We start from the raw sequence: 17,316 nt of genomic DNA on the forward strand, positions 1-17,316 counted from the left end.
GGCCACGCGACATGGCGCACCTCCATCAGGAAGCACCCGACGATCCGCCCACCCGGATAAACTGTCAAACCTCTTCTAACTCAGACCACTAGGGCCGGCTGCTCCACGTCGCGGCCGAACCAGCCGCGATCGACGAGCTCCGCTCCAGCATTGCGGACGAGTTCCCCGCCGATGGCATAGGCCGCGTCTACCGCCATGCCACCCAGCGACTTCGACAATTTGAACGCCACGCCGCTCGCGGTTGCCATAGTGCCGAGAAATGAGCCGCTGGGTTTTTCGGTTGAAGCCACTCCGTTGTTCATTTCTAATTAATAAATCAATATTCGAGTGTTTCGGTTATGATCAAGATTATCATATGCTTGTTACATTGCAAAAAGAAATCGATTCTGGTGAGCGTCACTCGGGCGCAGCTACCTTTTTTGCAGAAGAGATTTCCTATGGATTTGTCGCAATTTCGCGTGCCACTGCAAGATATATTCTCGCTCGAGCATGCAACAATGGGGACGAAGATCCTCAGCGGCAGCGGATCGAAAAAGAGCTCGACGTCGGCTCGGCTGCTGGCCGAGACGAATGGCTTCGGCGGCATCGTGCTGTGCGCTAAGCCGGAGGAGCGCGCCATCTGGATCGAGCGGGCCAAAAACGCAGCTGGCTCCAATCGGCTGTCGTCTTCGACAATTCCGGCAAGCAGCGCTCCAAGTTTATGATATACACTTATCAGGACCCACACCATGGCAACCTCCCGCGTTCCGCAAAACGGGGGAGTATGCCATTCCTACTTGCCTCAGGTAAGATATTTTAAATTCGTACCTACAACCCTCTTTCGCATAAGAGCCTGTTTGCTTATGAGTATCTGTATTGGTGTCGCTCATAGGCCTGCATGAGCCTGTGGCAATTGGCGATACTGATGCTGTCCTCGGCCGCCGCTGGGCTTTGCTCCCAGTGGCGGGTCAGGCGGCGGTAGCGCGTCGAGAGCGTGCCGAACGTCGCCTCGATGCGCCAGCGCAGCGGAACCGGCTGGACGCCCTTGGCCTGCGCCTCACGGGTGGAGATCTGCACCTCGACGCCGTGACGGGCAGCCGCCTCGTCCATCCGTGCGCCGGTGTAGATCCCATCCGCCTTCACTCGCACTGGCGCCCAGCCCGCATCAGCCGCGCGGTCCAGCACCCAGCCTGCCGCCTGCGTGTCGTGGACGTTGGCGGCCGTCACCACCGCGGCCAGGACAAAGCCGCGCGAACACGTCAGCACGTGGCGTTTGATGCCCCGCACCTTCTTCTTGCCGTCGGTGCCGCGGATCCCCGCCTGCGGGCCCGACACGACGCTCTGCGAGTCCAGGATCACCGTCGAGGGCTCGGCGGGCCGGCCTCGTTGGGGACGCACCGCCCGCGTCAGCAGGGCAGCGACCTCCAACCAGATCCCGTCGGCGCGGAACCGGTCGTGCCAGGTGCGCACCGTCGCCCAGGGCCCGAAGTCGCTCGGCAGGTAGCGCCACGGACAGCCGGTCTTCTCCAGGTACAGGCAGGCGTTGACCATCTCGCGCAGATCGACTTTGAGCGGATCATAGCCCGACAGCATCGGCGCGATCAGCGCCCATTGCGCCTCCGTCAGGTCGCTCAGATAGCGACGCCCGTCGTCCTTGTAGAGATCGCGATCAGCTTGCGTCCACATCGGCTCCTCCTGCCGACCTCAACGCGCAACTGCGCCAGTCAGTCAAACAGGCTCTGAGTGGATTTTCTCAGAGAAGTTCGACTCGCCGGTCCCCAGGTGCAGCTTCCGACGAACCGGATACCGGTCGTCGAATGAGTGGCGGAGCTGAACCGGGCGCGCAATCGTCGACGGACTCACGCCTCTTCGAAGGCGGCGCGGGCCTCCGGCAGGTCCCAGATCCGCCCGATCGCCGCCGCGCCCTCGCGGATGATCGCTGCCTCGTCTCCCGCCAGATAGCGGCCCTGATCGACGAGGAGCCTCCCGTCCACCATCACCTGGACGATGTCGGCGCGGTTGGCCAGCGCGATCAGGGCGCGCAACGGATCGTGAAGCGGCTGCAGGTGCGGCTGGGTCATGTCCACCACCGTCAGGTCGGCGGCCGCGCCGGGCGCGATCACGCCGAGATCCGGGCGCCGGATCGCCGCGGCGGCCTGTCTCGTCACGGCATCGACGAGGGCGGCGGAGTCCGCGACCTCGGCCCGGCCGGCGGCGATCTTCGAGATCAGCGAGGCGGCGTTCAGCTCTCCCAGCAGGTCCATGTTGTAGCCGTCGGTGCCCACCAGGGTGCGGATGCCATGGGCGGCGAAGCGGCCGAAGGCGGCGGTGCGGCCGGCCCGGGCGAAAACCCGCGGGCAGTTCAGCACCGTGGCGCCCCGCGCCGCCATCAGGCGCAGATCGTCGTCGCTGCTGGCGATGCAGTGGGCCGCGAGCAGGTCCGGCGCCAGCAGGCCGAGCCAGTCGAGGTACTCGGCGGGGCTCCGCCCGTCGTGGCGCGCCCGGATGGTCGCGACCTCGTCGTCGCTCTGGGCGAGATGGGTGGTGATAGGCACGCCGAGCTCCCGCGCCCGGGCGGCGCAGGCGCGCAGCAGGTCCGGGCCGCAGGTGTCGGTGGCGTGCGGGCTCATGGCGAGGCGGATGCGCCCGTCCGCCCTGCCCTCCCAGCGGGCGTGGAGCGCGTCCCACGCGGCAAGGTCGGCCTCGCCGTCGTCGCCCCTGTAGGTGACGCGCCCGTCCGGGCCGGCCTTGGCGTCGGCGGTGGAGAACAGGTAGGGCGCGCCGTAGAAGCGCGGGCCCATCTCCTCGGCGGCCTCGAACATCTCGGGGATGCCGTTCCGGAACGGCTCCATCACCGTCGTCGCGCCCCCCTTGAGGAGTTGCAGGATGCCGAGCCGCGCGGCGGCCAGGCGCTCCTGCGGCGACAAAACCATCAACGCCGTCTTCGAGAGCGGCAGCAGCACCGTGTAGACGATGCTCTTCCCGCCTGTCCGCCCCCTTCCGTCCTCGGTGTGCGAACGGGCGATCGCCTCGCTGAAGCAATGGTTGTGCAGGTTGAGGAGGCCCGGCAGCACGAGGCGGCCCGGCCGGTCGTAGGTCTCGTCGGCCGCCGGCCGGTCCGGCGTGACCGCGGCGATGCGGCCGCCCTCGATCAGCACCCAGCGGTCGCGCTCGATGCGCGGCGCGCCGTCCCGGCGGGTCAGGAGCCAGGAGCCGAAGATCGCGACCGTGGTCACGCCGCCCTCTCTTGGTGCAGGAAGTTCCCGGCGATCGCCTCGCCGGTGGTGATCCAGAGGTCGGGGCATTCCTTGGCATAGGTCAGGAACTCGCGCAGCAGGCGCAGGCGCATCGGCCGGCCGCTGCACTGGGGATGCAGCACCGTCGTCACCATCGCACCCCAGTCGCGCACCTCGTCGAGCTCGTCCTTCCACAGCGAGAGGACGTGCTCCTTGGGAAAGATCGAGCGCGGGCTGAACCGGGTCGAGAGGCCGTGCATCCAGTCGTCGTAGCTCGCCGTCACCGGCAATTCGATCGGTCCGGGGGTGCCGTCGCGAAGGACGTGGCGATAGGGGCGCACGTCGTCGCGGAACGACGAGGTGTAGACGATGCCGTGCTTCACCAGGGTCCGCCGCAGGCCTTCCGTGAACTCGCCGTAGGGCGCGCGGTAGCCCGTCGGCACCACGCCGAGGCGGCGCTTCAGGGTCTCGAAGCCGCGCTCGATCTCCTCCTCCATGAAGGGCGCACCGGGATCGGGCATCAGGTGGTGGTAACCGTGATGGCCGATCTCGTGGCCAGCCCGCACGATCGCCTCGGCCATCGCCGGATAGGCATCGACCGCCCAGCCGGTGATGAAGAAGGTGCCCTTGAGGCCGAGCTGATCGAGGAGCTCGAGGAGCTTCGGCGTACCGACCCGGGCCTCGTAGGCGCCGTAGCTCATGGTGACCAGACGCTCGGCGTGACCCGCATCCTTGCTGGTCCAGGCGCTCTCGGCATCGACGTCGAAGGAGAGGAACATGGCCGAGCGGTACGGTGCCGGCCAGGGGTAGTCCGGAGCCGGCGGGGCGAGGTTGGCGGGCGTGAGCGGGATGCTGTCGAGGGCGGCGCGGTTCATGGGAGGTCTCGTGTGGGTGGCTTGCTTTAAGGGCTCTGGACACGGATTCCGGGGCGCCGGCTCGAAGGCGGTCGCGCCCGCTTTCCCGTTTGGCAGAGCTATACGGGGATAGAGGAGGCGCGGGATTGCTCCTCTCCCCGCGGGCGGAAGAGGGGATCCCGCGCTTTATGCTGTGCTGGATGTCCGACGATTGTCGGTTGACTACTTCGCCCCGTTGATCAGCGCCTTGTCGATGCCGTTCGCGGTGAGCTTCCACTTCTCCAGGAGCGCCTTGTACGTCCCGTCGGCGATCAGCGCGTCGAGGGCGCCGGCCATGGCTTGCTGCAGGCTGGTCTCCTTCACCGGGAGCGCGATGCCGGTGTACTGGAGGGCGATCGGGGTGCCGAGGGGCATGTAGGTGTTCGGCTCGAGCCCCATCACGTAGGGCAGCGTCTCGTTGCCCTGGACGGCGGCGTCGATGCGGCCCTGCTTGAGCTGGGTTCGGGCATCGGCCGAGCCCTCGGTTCCGACGAACACCACCGGGTTGTCCTTGCAGTTCTTATCGCTCCAGGCCGCGATCTCGCGCGGGAACGAGGTCCGCCGGCTCGCCCCGGCCTTCTTGCCGCAGAGCGAGTCCATGCTGGTGAACTCAGCCTCGCGGGCCTTGCGGACGAAGAATTGCGGCCCGCTGCGCAGGTAATCGACGAAGGTCGCGGTGTCGTGCCGGGTCGCGAGGTCGGTCATGCCGGAGAGGATCGCGTCGACCCGGCCGGTGGCGAGGGCCGGCATCATCTGGTCGAAGCTCGTCTCCTGCCAGGCGAGCTTGATCCCGAGCTTTTTCGCCAGGGCGTCGCCGAGATCGACGTCGAAGCCGGTGAGCTGGCCGGTCTCGGGGTTCTTGAACTCCATCGGCGGATAGTTCGGCACGATCGCGACCTTGAGCGTGCCGCTCTTGACCACCTCCGGCGGCAGGGCGGCTTTGGGCGCATCCTGCGCGGCGGCCACCGTGGCGGACAGGCTCATGAGACCAATCGCGATCAGGCGCTTCACCAAAACCTCCTCGTGAACTCTTGGAAAAACTCTCAGCCGATCACCGCCGAGAGGAAGCTGCGGGTGCGGGCCTCGCGCGGTCCGCCCAGAACCTCTGCCGGCGTGCCCGCCTCGACGATGCCGCCCTGGTCCATGTACACCACGGTGTCGGCGACCTCGCGGGCGAAGCCCAGCTCGTGGGTGACGACCATCATGGTCATCCCGGAGCGCGCGAGTTCGCGCATCACCGCCAGCACCTCGCCGACGAGCTCGGGATCGAGGGCCGAGGTCGGCTCGTCGAACAGCATCAGCTGCGGCTTCATGGCGAGCGCCCGCGCGATGGCGACGCGCTGCTGCTGCCCGCCGGAGAGCTGGGTCGGATAGTTGCCCGCCTTGGCGGCGAGGCCGACGCGGGCCAGCAGCGCCACCGCCTCGTCCCGCACCTCCGCCGGCCGGCGGCCCTGGACGTGGACCGGGCCCTCGACGACGTTCTCGAGCGCGGTCTTGTGCGGGAAGAGGTTGAAGCGCTGGAAGACCATGCCGGTCTTGAGGCGCTGGCGCGCCACTTCGCGCTCGCTCAAGGCGTGGAGCCGCCCGCCGGCTTCGCGCATGCCCAAGAGCTCGCCGTCGAGCCAGATGCCGCCGGCATCGATCCGGGTGAGCTGGTTGACGCAGCGGAGCAGCGTCGTCTTGCCCGAGCCGGAGGCACCGATCAGACACATCACCTCGCCCGCATGGACGTCGAGGGAGACGTCATCGAGGGCCTTGAAGGTGCCGAAGCTCTTCGAGACGCGGCGGAAGGCGACGAGGGGCGGCGCGCTCATCGGGTGATCCTCGCGGTGCCGCGGGAAAAGCGCCGCTCGAGCAGCATCTGCAAGGGCGTCAGGATCGAGACCACCAGTAGGTACCAGAGACCGGCGACGATCAGCAGCTCGATGACCCGGGAATTGGCGTAGTAGATGTTCTCGGCGGCGTGCAGCACCTCCGGGTACTGGATCACGCTGGCGAGCGAGGTCGCCTTGACCATCCCGATGAACTCGTTGCCGAGCGGCGGCAGCACCACCCGCATCGCTTGGGGCAGGATGATGCGGTAGAGCGCCTTCAGCCGGCCCATGCCGATCGCCTGCGCGGCCTCGTACTGCCCTGTATCGACCGACAGCAGGCCGGCGCGCATCACCTCCGAGGTGTAGGCGCCCTGGTTGATGCCGAGGCCCAGGAGCGCGGCGAGGAACGGCGTCATCACCTCGACCGACTTCGCCGACCACAGGCCCGGGATCCCGATCACCGGAAAGACCAGGGCCAGGTTGAACCAGAGCAGCAATTGCAGGATCAGCGGCGTGCCGCGAAACAGCCAGGTGTAGCCGGCGGCCACCCCCTTCAGCACCGGGTTGGGCGAGAGCCGCATGACCGCGACGACGAGGCCGAGCACGATGCCGAGGCTCATCGCCAGCACCGCCATCACCAGGGTGTTGACGATGCCGTGCAGGATCACCGGCACGGTGAAGAAGCGGCCGACGTAAGACCACTCGATCTGGCCTTCCGCGAAGGCGCGCCCGATCAACGCCAGGACGACGAGGATCAGGCCGGCGGCGGTCCAGCGGCCCCAGTGGGTTCGCCGGGCGGTGGGCAGGCCGGTGAGATCAGGAAAGCCCTCGGCCAGGGCGCGTCCGCTGCTCATTGGTCGCTCGCGTTCAGGAGGGGCTCGGGCACGGCATTGGCCGACAGGCCGTATCTGGCCAGAATCGTGCCGTAGGTTCCGTCCGCGATCATCGCCCGCAGGGTCGCGGTCAGGGTCTCGCGCAGGGCGGCATCCTCCTTGCGCACCATGATGCCCTGATAGCCATTGGTGAACGGCGCTCCGACCACCCGGTAGCGTCCCGCCTCAAGCCCTTGCGCGTAGGGCAGCGTCTCGCTGCCCTGGACCGCGGCGTCGATGCGGCCCTGCTTGAGCTGGTTGCGCACGTCGATGCTGTTCTCGCCCGGCGCGACGATCGCCGGTGGCCTGCCCGCGGTCGCGCAGGTCTTGGCGCTCCATTCCTCGATCTGGGCCGGGAACGAGGTGCTACGGGTGGTGCCGATCCGCTTGCCGCAGAGATCCGCCGGGACTTGCGCCGGGCTGCCGGCGAGGACGAAAAACTGGGCGCCGGTCGTCAGATAGTCGATGAAATCGGCCTTGTCCCGGCGCGAGGCGCGGTCCGAGATGCCGCTGATGACGAAGTCGGACCGGCCCGATTGCAGCGACAGGATCAGCTCGGCAAACGGCACCTCGCTCCAGGCGATGCCCACCCCGAGACGCTTCGCCATCTCGGCCGCGAGGTCGATGTCGAGGCCTTTGAGCGTGTTGGTCTCGGGGTCGCGGTACTCCATCGGTGCGTAGGTGGCGTTGACGGCGAGCCGCAGGGTACCGCGCGGGCGGATCTCCTCCGGCAGGGCGGCGGCGCGGCTCGCCGCGAGGGCAAGGCAGGCGATGAGGAGGGCGCGCCGCATCGCCGTCACTCCGCCGCGAGCGGCGCCGGCTCGACCACGCCGGCCCGCTCGGTGATCGGACCGTACTGCGCCGGCTGGCGGTGCTGGCCGAAGTTGAACATCTTGTCCTTGCCCTGGCGGCAGCTTTCGAGGTCGCACTCGGCCACCACCACCTCGTCGCCGAGGGTCTTGGCCTGGGCGACGATCCGCCCGTCCGGATCGACGATGCAGGAGCCGCCGATCAGGCCCGACCCGTCTTCATCTCCGGCCTTTGCCACCGCCACCGCCCAGGTGGCGTTCATGTAGGCGTTGGCCTGGGCGACCAGCGTCGAGTGGAAGGTGCGCAAGGCCGCGTCCTCGCTCGTGCCGCCATTGGGATCGTAGGCCGCCGAGTTGTAGCCGACGCAGACGAGCTCGGCCCCCTGCAACCCGAGCACCCGCCAAGCCTCGGGCCAGCGCCGGTCGTTGCAGATCATCATGCCCATGATCGCGCCGGCCCAGGCCTCGCCGGCCCGGAAGGCCGGGAAACCCGTGTTGCCGTAGGAGAAGTAGCGCTTCTCGAGCTGCTGAAAGCGTGCACCTGCTCGCGGCTCGACCGAGCCCGGCAGGTGGACCTTGCGGTAGCGCCCGAGGATCGACCCGTCCGGCTGGACCAGCACCGTGCTGTTGAAGCGTTCGCCCTCCGGCGTCAGCTCGGCGTAGCCGATGTTGAAGCCGACACCCAGCTCCCGGGCGCGATCGAACAGCGGCTGGACCGCAGGATTGGGCATCGCGCGCTCGAAATACCGGTCGAGCTCCTCGCCTTCGAGGAGCCAGCGCGGGAAGAACGTCGTGAAGGCGAGCTCGGGGAAGACCACGAGCGTCGCGCCGCGGGCTGCTGCGTCCTCGAGCAGGCGGATCAGCCGGTCGAGGGTGTGGGCACGGGAATCGGCGCGCTGGGTCGGCCCCATCTGGGCCGCGGCGACGGTGACGATACGAGACATCATGACCTCTGAGTGGGCATCATGCTTAAGCCACAAGCATTACGCTGTATTGGCCCACGTCCATGCCCCGATCATGCATATCCCTTACGCCTTCACAATCCTGACGCCTATGATAAATTCCACCTGACTATAAGATGGAGTGATAGTGAACCTGCGGCAGCTCGAGATCTTGCGGGCGGTGGTCCGGCATCGCACCACCCTGGCGGCGGCCGAGGAACTGGCCGTGTCGCAGCCGGCGGTGAGCAACGCCCTCAAGGCGATGGAGGCGCAGGTCGGCTTTCCGCTGTTCGACCGCATCAACAACCGGCTGTTTCCCACCGCCGAGGCGATGACGCTCTACCGGGAGAGCGAGGCGATCTTCGCGCTCCACGCCAAGCTCGAAGGCCGCGTGCGCGACCTGCGCGAGAACCGGCACGGGCACCTCGCCATCATGGCGACACCGCCGCTGGCCTACGGCCTGCTGCCACGGGCGCTCGCCGCCTTCGTGCGCCAGCGGCCGCAGACGCGGCTGTTCTTCGACGTGCGCCGCTACGAGGGGGTGATCGAGGGCGTGAGCAGCCGGGTCGCGGAGCTCGGCTTCGCGCTCGGCCTGTCGAACCACGTCGGCATCGCCCACGAGGTGGTGCACCGGGGCGAGATGGTCTGCGTCATGGCTCCCGACCATCCCCTGAGCCTGAGGGCGAGCATCACGCCGTCGGATCTCGCCCGCCACCCCTTTATCGGGCTGGAGCGCGGCACGCGCCTCGGCGAGGCTGTGCGGGATGCTTTCGCGCGGGCGGGCGTGCCGTTCGACGCCTCCGTGGAGGTGCGCTACTGCAACACCGCCTGCGTGCTCGCCGGGGCCGGCGTCGGCGTCGCGGTGGTCGACCCGTTCTCGCCCTCGCAGGGCGGTGCGCATCCGGTGGTGGTACGTCCCTTCGCACCGCGCACCCCGGTCGAGGCCTTCATGCTGTGGTCGGAGGCCGAGCCGCTGTCGCGCCTGGCGCGGGCGTTCCTGGCGGAGGTCCGGGCGGCGCGGGCCTCACCCTGACCCCGATGGCCGACGCCTTCACGCATTCCGGGGGGCCCGGGCTCGGAGCGCGAGCGGCGCCTTGAGTCCGCATGCGATCGCGCCGTTTTTCGCGGGATCCGAACGGAGATCGCGGCCTCAGCGTGACCCTTGGTGATCGGTGGGCCGGCGCGACGCGGCCGATCCGCGGCGCTTGCCGGAGGGCCGATCGGTATCCTGGGTGGCCAGTTGCTCCAGCGCCGCGTCGCGCGCGTGCTCCACGGAGGCCTTCATCAGCGCGCCGGCGCGGGCGCCGTCGCGGCCGCGCACGGCGTCGAGGATGGCGCCGATCTCCTCGAGGCTCGCGGCGATCCGCCCCGGCTTCGCCATGGCCCGGATGCGCAGGAAGTTGATCCGGGCGTTGAGCTGCCGGAGCAGGTCGCGGGCCACGTCGTGCCGGACCACGTCGACGAGGTGGTCGTTGAAGCGCAGCATCAGCGCGACGATCTCCGAGACCGCGTCGGTCGCGGCGGCCGCCCTCACCTGCGCGAAGATGCGCTCGAGATGCGCGATCTCGTCCCCGCTCGCGACCGCGGTGAAGCGCTCGATCAGCAAGGCCTCCAACAGGGCGCGGACCTCGTAGATCTCGGCCGCGTCCTTGCGGGTGAGCGCCATCACGGTCGGCCCCTTGCGGGGCTCGACCGAGACGAGGCGCTCCGCCTCCAGCCGGCGGATCATCTCGCGCACCGAGGCCCGGCTGATGCCGAGCGCTGCGCAGAGCTCGCGCTCGATGAGCCGCGCGCCGGGCGCGATCCGGCCCGCGATGATCGCGTCCCGCACCTCCTCGAAGGCGCGCTCGCGCACCAGCTGCGGCGGCGCGAGCGTGTCCAGCGCTCCGGCGATCATGCCCCCTCCTCGACCTGTGTCACGCGATAGCATGTCGGCGCGGCGCACGGCCATGCGCCACGAAACAGGCCCTCGACAGCCAGGGCGCTCTGCGCAATCTTGTCTGACAAGGAGACAAAAAGGCAGCATCTGCCGCTTCCCGCGGCAGGCCAGCCAGGCCCAACGAGACGGCTCCCCTGCAGGCGGTGCGTGTTCGCGCTTGGTGCACGGCTTGCAGAACCAGGGCGCTTGCCCGCCGGGGCCGGCCTGACAGCGGAGGAAGAGATGTCGCGAACGGCCATCAGCGCGCCGGCGGCCCGGCCGGTGCAGAAACCCGTATCCGTATCCGGGTCCGAGCTGACTTCCGATCACGCCCGCATCCGGCGCCGGGCGATCGTGTCCTGCGCCGTCGGCAACTTCGTGGAGCTGTTCGATTTCCTGATCTTCGGCCTGTTCGCGGCCCAGATCGGCGCCAACTTCTTTCCCGCCGGCGATCCCGTCGTGTCGCTGCTGTCGACCTTCGCCACCTACGGCGTCGGGTTCGTGATGCGGCCGGTCGGCGCGATCGTGATCGGGGCCTACGGCGACCAGCGCGGCCGCAAGGCGGCCCTGATCCTGACCGTCGGCCTGATGGCGACCGCGACGGCGCTGACGGGCCTGATCCCGTCCTACGCCACGATCGGCATCGCGGCGCCGCTCCTCCTCGTCGCCTGCCGCCTGGTCCAGGGCTTCTCGACCGGCGGCGAGTGGGGCGGGGCGGCCGCGTTCCTGGTCGAGTACGCCCCTCCGGGCCGGCGCGGCCTGATCGGCAGCATGCAGCAATTCAGCGTCGGCCTCGCGCTCATCGCCGGGACGCTGATGGCCGCGATCCTCAACTCGACCCTCGACCCCGCCGCCATGACGTCGTGGGGCTGGCGCATCCCCTTCATCTGCGGCTTCGTGCTGGCGCCGATCGGCCTCTATCTGCGCTCGAAGGTGTCCGAGACGCCCGCGTTCGACCGCGCGGTCGCGCAGGACGCGGTGGCCTCCCACCCGGTCCGCGACGCGCTGACGGTCTATCGCCGGCCGGTGCTGGCAGCCTTCGGCCTGTCGATCGTCGGCACGGTCGGCAACTACACCTTCAACATCTTCATGCCGAGCTTCGCCTCCGGGCAGCTCGGCATCGCGCCCGGCACCGCCTACACCTCCTCGGCCGTCGCGGCGGTCGTGCTGACGCTGTTCACGCCGGTGATGGGCCACCTCTCGGACCGGATCGGCCGCAAGGCGGTGCTGCTGATCTCGGCCCTCGGCTACGTCGTCCTCGGCTACCCGCTCTTCTCCCTCGTGGTGAGCCATCCGACCGGCCTCGGCCTCGTGCTGACGCAGTCGATCGCGGCCTTCCTGCTCGCGATGTATGCCGGCCCGCTCTGCGCCGTCCTGGCCGAGCTGTTCCCGACCCGGGTCCGGTTCACCGCGCTCTCGATCGGCTACAGCTTGGCGGTCACGATCTTCGGCGGATTCGCGCCCTTCATCGCCACCTTCCTGATCCGCGAGACCGGCAGCCCGCTCTCGCCGGCGCTCTTCGTCGTCGCCTCCGCGCTGATCAGCGCCGTGACGCTCCTCCTCATCAAGGATCCGACCAATGCTCCGCTCGATTGAGGCCGCGCCGGCGCATGAGGGCCGCTGCGATCCCGTCACGCTCGAGATCGTGCGCGGTGCCGTGCGGGCCGCCCAGTCCGAGATGGAGGCCCTGATCGAGCGCACCGCGATCTCGGCCTTCATCCGCGAGAAGAAGGACTTCTACACCGGCCTGTTCGACGCGGACGGCGTCATGGCGGTCGGCTCGAACGTGCCGATCTTCGGCGACATCACGAGCCCGGTCTTCCGCGACTTCCCGCCCGAGACGATGCGGGCGGGCGACCTGTACTGGTACAACGACTGCTACGGCTCGCGCGGCGCCGTCTCGCACTCGAACGACCAGGTGCTGCTCGCCCCCGTCTTCCGCGGCGGCCGGCTCTGCGCCTTCGTGATGGCCTGGGCGCATTTCGCCGATATCGGGGGCCTGCGCGCGGGCTCGATCAGCCCGGACGCGACCGACATCTTCCAGGAGGGCATCATCGTGCCTCCGACGAAGCTGATCGACGGCGGCCGGACCAACGAGGCGGCGCTGGCGATCTTCCACCGCAACTCCCGTTTCCCGGCCCAGAGCCTCGGCGACATGCGGGCCCTGATGGCGAGCGTCGATCTCGGCGTGCGGCGCGTCGGCGAGATCCTCGATCGATTCGGGCCGGACGTCGTGGCCGACGCACTCGCCCAGCTGCTGGCCCGCACCCGGGACCGCGTGCGCGAGAAGCTGGCCGCGACCTTCGCCTACGGCACTCACCGCTTCACCGACGCGATCGATTCCGACGGCCATGGCGGCGGTCCCTACCGGATGCGCTTCTCCCTCACCCGCGCCCAAGCCGAGGACGGCGAGGACCGCTTCGTCTTCGATGCCACCGAGACCGACGACCAGGCGCCGGGGCCGGTGAACTTCCTGATGAATCCCGGCGTCCCCGGCATGGCGCTCGGGCTCTACTATCTCGGCGGCGATCCGGCCCAGGTCTGCAACGCCGGCGGGCCGCAGGCGCTCGACGAGGTGCGCCTGCGCGAGGGCTCGCTGCTCTGGCCGCGCTTCCCGGCACCGCTCGGCATGCGGGGGCTCACGATGATGCGCGTGCTCGCCGGGCTGAACGGCCTCGTCAACGTCGCCGGCGGCGGGGCACCGGCGGCGCACTCGGCCTACGTCATCATCCTGATGCGCGGCACGTCCCGGACCGAGGCCGGGGAGCCCGAGCCGTTCCTGCTCTCGGACGGGATCGGCGTCGGCTACGGCGCGCGTCCTCACGCCGACGGGATCGACGCGGTCTACTTCGTCGCGCAGGAGAACTATCCCGTAGAGTTCCTAGAGACCGGCTACCCGGTCCGGCTGCGCGCCTACGGCATCGTGACGGATTCCGGCGGGGCGGGGCGCCACCGCGGCGGCTGCGGCATCGTGCGGGATTACGAGATCCTGGCCGACGAGGCGGTGCTGGCCCTGCGCATCGACGGCGTCGAGAACCCGCCCTGGGGGATCGGCGGCGGCATGGCGGGCGGCGTCGGCCGCGCCGTCGTCAATGCCGGCACGCCGCAGGAGCGTGTGCTCGCCCCGCTCTCGGACGGCAACCGGCTCAAGCGCGGCGATACTTTGCGCATCGAGACCGGCGGCGGCGGGGGTCACGGCCATCCGTTCGACCGGCCGGCCGAGGCCGTCCTGCAGGACGTGCTCGGCGGCTACGTCTCCGTGGGGGCGGCCGCGCGCCTCTACGGCGTGATGATCCGCGACGGCGCGCTCGACGAGACCGCCACCAGGATCGCCCGCGCCGCCCGCCCGGAGATCCGCGCCTTCCACCGTCACGAGTACGTCGATGCCCTCGTCTGAGTCTCAGCTCGCCGTCGCGGTCGATATCGGCGGCACCTTCACCGATATCGCGCTGCACGATCCCCGCTCCGGCCTCGTCTGGCGCGCCAAGACGCCGAGCGTGCCGGGCGACCCCTCCCGGGCCTTCATGACGGGCGTCGGCCTCGCGCTGGAGGAGGCAGGCTTCCCGGCCTCCCATCTCGGGCGCGTGCTGCACGGCACCACGGTCGCCACCAACATGATCCTGGAGGACAAGGGCGCGCGCGCCGCCCTCGTCACCACCGCGGGCTTCCGCCACGTGCTGGCGATCGGCCGGCAGGACATCCCGCGCCGGGCCAACCTCTATTCCTGGGTCAAGCCCGCCCGGCCGGTCCCCGCTTCCCGCGTCTTCGAGGTGCGCGAGCGGATCGGGCCCGGCGGCGCCGTGCTGGAGGACCTCGACGAGGCGAGCGTGCGCGCGGCCGCCGCGGCCTGCCGCGCCGCCGATGTCGAGGCGGTGGCGGTGTGCCTGCTGCACGCCTTCGCCAACCCCGATCACGAGCGGCGCGTGGCGGCGATCCTGCGCGAGGAACTGCCCGGCCTCGCGGTGACGGCCTCGACCGACGTGCTGCCGGTCGTGCGCGAGTACGAGCGCTCGCTCGCGACCGTGCTGAACGCCGTCGTGATGCCGGGCGTCTCGACCTACGTGTCGCGGCTGCAAGGACGGCTCGGCGAGGCCGGGATCGCCGCCCCGCTCCTCCTGATGCAGTCGAACGGCGGCGTCGCCGGCGCCGCCACGATCCGCCGCGCCCCCGCCCTCACCGCGCTGTCGGGGCCGGCCGCCGGCGTGGTCGGCGCGCGCGAGGTCGCGGCATCCTGCGGCATCCAGGACATCATCACGGTCGACCTCGGCGGGACCAGCGCCGACATCTGCCTGATCAAGGACGGCCGGATCGGCCTCACGCAAGCGGGCCATGTCGGCGAGTGGCCGCTGCCGCTGCCGATGGTCGACATGGTGACGATCGGCGCCGGCGGCGGCTCGATCGCCCGCGTCGCCGGCGGCACGCTGACCGTCGGGCCGCAGAGCGCCGGCGCCGATCCCGGCCCCGCCGCCTACGGCCGCGGCGGGCGGGAGGCGACGGTCACCGATGCCCATGTCGTGCTGGGCCACCTGCCGGAGAAGCTGCTCGGCGGCCGCATGGCGCTCGACCTCGCGGCCGCGCGCGAGGTCGTGGCGACGACCGTCGCCGAACCCCTCGGGCTCTCCCTCGAAGCGGCCGCGCGCGGCATCCTGGCGATCGCCGACAACCACATGGTGGGGGCCCTGCGTGTGGTCTCGGTCGAGCGCGGCCACGATCCCCGCGACTTCACGCTGGTGCCCTTCGGCGGCGCCGGGCCGCTTCATGGCTGCGCGCTCGCCGACCTGCTCGGCATCCGCCGCGTCCTGGTCCCGCCGGCGCCGGGGGTCCTCTGCGCCGACGGCCTGCTCGCCGCGGACCTCAAGGCCGAGTTCAGCCGCACCCTGCCTCGGGCCGGCCGGATCGACGTCGCGGTGGCCGAGGCGATCCTCGCCGAGCTGGGCGAGCAGGCCGAGGATTGGCTCGCAGCGGAAGGCGTGGCCGAGGTCGATCGTCGGCAAGTCCGGGTCGCGCTCCTGCGCTACCATGGCCAGGGCGGCGAGCTGGTGGTGCCGTGGTCGGGCGGTGCGGAGGACGTCCAGGCGGCTTTCGCGGCCGCGCACGACGCCCTCTACGGCTTCTCGCTCGACGCCCCGATCGAGCTCGTCACCTTGCGCGTCGAGGCGACGGGCCGGATGCCGCCGGCGCCGCGCGAGACCCTGCCGCCCGGGTCGGGCATCGTCCCGCGGGGCGAGCTGACCGTGCATCTCGAGACCGGACCGGCCAGCGTCCCGCTCCTCGACCGCGCCCTCTTCGGGGCCGGCGATCGTTTCGCGGGCCCGGCCGTCGTCGCGCAGCTCGACGCCACCACCCTGGTGCCGCCAGGCTGGCACGGCGAGGTGCACGCCTCGGGCGCCCTCCTTCTCACCCGGACAGACGAGCCCAGGGAGACCCGCACGTGACCGACACGCCCAGCCGAGACGAAGATCTCCGACAGGTCTTCGACCACATTGCGGCGAACGAGGATCGCTTCGTCGCGCGGGTGATGGACTATGTCCGCCACCCGAGCATCAGCGCGCAGAACATCGGCATTGCCGAGGTCGCCGGGCTCCTCGTCGATCACCTGATGGGCCTCGGCTTCTCGGCCGAGGCGATCGCGACCGCCGGTCACCCGATGGTGCTCGGTCGCCGGGACGAGGTGCCCGGCGCGCCGACGATCCTGCTCTACGGCCATTACGACGTGCAGCCGCCCGATCCGCTGGAGGCTTGGGCATCGCCGCCCTTCGAGCCGACGATCCGCGACGGCCGGATCTACGCCCGCGGCATCGGCGACAACAAGGGCCAGCACTTCGCCCAGCTGCTCGCGATCGAATCCCACCTCGCCGTGCACGGCCGCCTGCCCTGCAACGTCGTCGTGCTGCTCGAGGGCGAGGAGGAGATCGGCTCGCCGCACATCGCCGAGTTCGTCGCGGCGCATCGCGATCGCCTGAAGGCGGATCTCGTGGTGACCGCCGACGGCCCGATCCATCCGTCGGGCCGCCCGGTCCTGACCTACGGCGTACGCGGCATGGTCAATTTCGAGCTGCATTGCCGGCACGCTGCCCGAGACGTCCATTCGGGCAATTTCGGCGGCGTGGTGCCGAACCCGCTCTGGACCCTCGTCCACCTGCTCGGCACGATGAAGAACGCCGCCGGCGAGATCACGATTCCCGGCCTGCACGACCGCGTCGTCCCGCCCACCGACCAGGAGCGCGCAATCGCCGCCAAGCTGCCGCTCGATCCCGAAGCGATCAAGGCCGAACTCGGCCTCGACCGGCTCGACGCGCCGTTGGAGCGCAGCGTGGCGGAGCGCCTGATGTTCCGGCCGACGCTCACCATCAACGGCTTCCACGGCGGCTATGGCGGTCCCGGTTCGAAGACCGTGCTGCCCTGCGAGGCGACCGTGAAATGCGACATCCGCCTCGTCGAGGCGATGACGCCGGAGGACGTGCTCGACAAGGTCGAGGCCCACGTGCGCCGCCACGCGCCTGAAGTCACGCTCGTGCGCCAGCACGGCATGCTGCCGTCGAAGACGCCGGTCGATTCCCCCTTCGGCGCCGCCATCCGGCAGGCGGTACTCGCCGCCCAGGGGGTCGAGCCCTACGAGTATCCCTCGCTCGGCGGCAGCCTGCCCGACTACGTCTTCACCAAGATCCTCGGCGTGCCCGCCTTCGTGCTGCCCTACGCCAATGCCGACGAGGCCAACCACGCCCCGAACGAGAACCTGCGGCTCGACTGCTTCGTCAACGGCATCCGCACCGGTGCGGCGCTCCTCTCGGCCATCGCGGCGGCGAACCGTGAACCTGCCTGACGTGGCTTGCACGCTCCTCGGCATCGAAAGG

Annotated in this window: 16 protein-coding genes; 6 read left to right on the plus strand and 10 right to left on the minus strand. The window is 69.9% G+C overall.

Annotation, left to right across the window (positions count from 1 at the left end; genetic code table 11):
- Positions 1 to 80: 80 nt before the first annotated feature.
- A complete protein-coding gene (locus tag MFF64_RS29600; RefSeq protein WP_238193084.1) occupies positions 81 to 290 on the minus strand; it encodes a hypothetical protein in 210 nt (69 codons plus the stop codon).
- A gap of 48 nt (positions 291 to 338) precedes the next feature.
- Between MFF64_RS29600 and MFF64_RS29605 the strand changes: the two genes are divergently transcribed.
- A complete protein-coding gene (locus MFF64_RS29605) occupies positions 339 to 704 on the plus strand; it encodes a hypothetical protein (protein WP_238193085.1) in 366 nt (121 codons plus the stop codon).
- Between the two features lie 136 nt (positions 705 to 840).
- Here the strand turns inward: MFF64_RS29605 and MFF64_RS29610 are convergent, their stop codons facing one another.
- The 8 genes from MFF64_RS29610 to MFF64_RS29645 form a co-directional block, all read right to left on the minus strand.
- Complete coding sequence (locus tag MFF64_RS29610; RefSeq protein WP_238193086.1) at positions 841 to 1,665, minus strand: IS5 family transposase; 825 nt, start codon at positions 1,663 to 1,665, stop codon at positions 841 to 843.
- 173 nt (positions 1,666 to 1,838) lie between these two features.
- The gene (locus MFF64_RS29615) at positions 1,839 to 3,215 is read right to left on the minus strand and encodes an amidohydrolase family protein (protein ID WP_238193087.1); all 1,377 of its coding nucleotides are present in this window, start codon (positions 3,213 to 3,215) and stop codon (positions 1,839 to 1,841) included.
- The gene (locus tag MFF64_RS29620; protein ID WP_099899772.1) at positions 3,212 to 4,090 is read right to left on the minus strand and encodes a polysaccharide deacetylase family protein; all 879 of its coding nucleotides are present in this window, start codon (positions 4,088 to 4,090) and stop codon (positions 3,212 to 3,214) included. The genes MFF64_RS29615 and MFF64_RS29620 overlap by 4 nt, the downstream gene beginning before the upstream one ends.
- Before the next feature lie 201 nt (positions 4,091 to 4,291).
- Positions 4,292 to 5,092 carry an ABC transporter substrate-binding protein gene (locus MFF64_RS29625; protein WP_099899785.1) on the minus strand — a complete coding sequence of 267 codons (801 nt, stop codon included), beginning with the start codon at positions 5,090 to 5,092 and terminating at the stop codon, positions 4,292 to 4,294.
- Positions 5,093 to 5,151: 59 nt separating this feature from the next.
- Positions 5,152 to 5,922: an amino acid ABC transporter ATP-binding protein gene (locus MFF64_RS29630; RefSeq protein WP_099899774.1), complete on the minus strand. Its 771-nt coding sequence runs from the start codon at positions 5,920 to 5,922 to the stop codon at positions 5,152 to 5,154.
- Positions 5,919 to 6,776 (minus strand): amino acid ABC transporter permease, encoded by an 858-nt coding sequence (locus tag MFF64_RS29635; protein ID WP_099899776.1) that lies wholly within the window; start codon positions 6,774 to 6,776, stop codon positions 5,919 to 5,921. Before MFF64_RS29635 ends, MFF64_RS29630 begins: the two co-directional genes overlap by 4 nt.
- Positions 6,773 to 7,594 (minus strand): ABC transporter substrate-binding protein, encoded by an 822-nt coding sequence (locus MFF64_RS29640; protein ID WP_425324300.1) that lies wholly within the window; start codon positions 7,592 to 7,594, stop codon positions 6,773 to 6,775. The genes MFF64_RS29635 and MFF64_RS29640 overlap by 4 nt, the downstream gene beginning before the upstream one ends.
- Positions 7,591 to 8,547: an N-carbamoyl-D-amino-acid hydrolase gene (locus MFF64_RS29645; RefSeq protein ID WP_099899787.1), complete on the minus strand. Its 957-nt coding sequence runs from the start codon at positions 8,545 to 8,547 to the stop codon at positions 7,591 to 7,593. Before MFF64_RS29645 ends, MFF64_RS29640 begins: the two co-directional genes overlap by 4 nt.
- A 145-nt stretch (positions 8,548 to 8,692) precedes the next feature.
- Between MFF64_RS29645 and MFF64_RS29650 the strand changes: the two genes are divergently transcribed.
- Complete coding sequence (locus MFF64_RS29650) at positions 8,693 to 9,577, plus strand: LysR family transcriptional regulator (RefSeq protein ID WP_099899780.1); 885 nt, start codon at positions 8,693 to 8,695, stop codon at positions 9,575 to 9,577.
- 117 nt (positions 9,578 to 9,694) lie between these two features.
- On the opposite strand, the gene MFF64_RS29655 is transcribed toward MFF64_RS29650, so the two are convergent.
- Positions 9,695 to 10,441, minus strand: coding sequence for a GntR family transcriptional regulator (locus tag MFF64_RS29655; RefSeq protein WP_238193088.1), 747 nt, complete (start codon positions 10,439 to 10,441; stop codon positions 9,695 to 9,697).
- Positions 10,442 to 10,705: 264 nt separating this feature from the next.
- On the opposite strand from MFF64_RS29655, the gene MFF64_RS29660 reads away from it, so the two are divergent.
- The 4 genes from MFF64_RS29660 to MFF64_RS29675 are packed head-to-tail and all read left to right on the plus strand — an operon-like array spanning position 10,706 to position 17,285.
- A complete protein-coding gene (locus MFF64_RS29660; RefSeq protein WP_238193089.1) occupies positions 10,706 to 12,058 on the plus strand; it encodes an MFS transporter in 1,353 nt (450 codons plus the stop codon).
- Complete coding sequence (locus tag MFF64_RS29665; protein WP_238193090.1) at positions 12,042 to 13,859, plus strand: hydantoinase B/oxoprolinase family protein; 1,818 nt, start codon at positions 12,042 to 12,044, stop codon at positions 13,857 to 13,859. The genes MFF64_RS29660 and MFF64_RS29665 overlap by 17 nt, the downstream gene beginning before the upstream one ends.
- Positions 13,846 to 15,897 carry a hydantoinase/oxoprolinase family protein gene (locus tag MFF64_RS29670; RefSeq protein ID WP_238193091.1) on the plus strand — a complete coding sequence of 684 codons (2,052 nt, stop codon included), beginning with the start codon at positions 13,846 to 13,848 and terminating at the stop codon, positions 15,895 to 15,897. The genes MFF64_RS29665 and MFF64_RS29670 overlap by 14 nt, the downstream gene beginning before the upstream one ends.
- A complete protein-coding gene (locus tag MFF64_RS29675; RefSeq protein WP_238193092.1) occupies positions 15,894 to 17,285 on the plus strand; it encodes a M20/M25/M40 family metallo-hydrolase in 1,392 nt (463 codons plus the stop codon). Before MFF64_RS29670 ends, MFF64_RS29675 begins: the two co-directional genes overlap by 4 nt.
- The last annotated feature ends 31 nt before the right edge of the window (positions 17,286 to 17,316 follow it).

The organism is Methylobacterium frigidaeris (assembly GCF_022179185.1).
Lineage (GTDB): Bacteria > Pseudomonadota > Alphaproteobacteria > Rhizobiales > Beijerinckiaceae > Methylobacterium > Methylobacterium frigidaeris.

What these genes read in the sequence shown, in the direction of transcription:
- MFF64_RS29605 (WP_238193085.1), top strand. Translation starts at nt 339, where the DNA reads ATGATCAAGATTATCATATGCTTGTTACATTGCAAAAAGAAATCGATT.
- MFF64_RS29610 (WP_238193086.1), bottom strand. Translation starts at nt 1,665, where the DNA reads ATGTGGACGCAAGCTGATCGCGATCTCTACAAGGACGACGGGCGTCGC.
- MFF64_RS29620 (WP_099899772.1), bottom strand. Translation starts at nt 4,090, where the DNA reads ATGAACCGCGCCGCCCTCGACAGCATCCCGCTCACGCCCGCCAACCTC.
- MFF64_RS29625 (WP_099899785.1), bottom strand. Translation starts at nt 5,092, where the DNA reads ATGAGCCTGTCCGCCACGGTGGCCGCCGCGCAGGATGCGCCCAAAGCC.
- MFF64_RS29630 (WP_099899774.1), bottom strand. Translation starts at nt 5,922, where the DNA reads ATGAGCGCGCCGCCCCTCGTCGCCTTCCGCCGCGTCTCGAAGAGCTTC.
- MFF64_RS29635 (WP_099899776.1), bottom strand. Translation starts at nt 6,776, where the DNA reads ATGAGCAGCGGACGCGCCCTGGCCGAGGGCTTTCCTGATCTCACCGGC.
- MFF64_RS29645 (WP_099899787.1), bottom strand. Translation starts at nt 8,547, where the DNA reads ATGTCTCGTATCGTCACCGTCGCCGCGGCCCAGATGGGGCCGACCCAG.
- MFF64_RS29655 (WP_238193088.1), bottom strand. Translation starts at nt 10,441, where the DNA reads ATGATCGCCGGAGCGCTGGACACGCTCGCGCCGCCGCAGCTGGTGCGC.
- MFF64_RS29660 (WP_238193089.1), top strand. Translation starts at nt 10,706, where the DNA reads ATGTCGCGAACGGCCATCAGCGCGCCGGCGGCCCGGCCGGTGCAGAAA.
- MFF64_RS29665 (WP_238193090.1), top strand. Translation starts at nt 12,042, where the DNA reads ATGCTCCGCTCGATTGAGGCCGCGCCGGCGCATGAGGGCCGCTGCGAT.
- MFF64_RS29670 (WP_238193091.1), top strand. Translation starts at nt 13,846, where the DNA reads ATGCCCTCGTCTGAGTCTCAGCTCGCCGTCGCGGTCGATATCGGCGGC.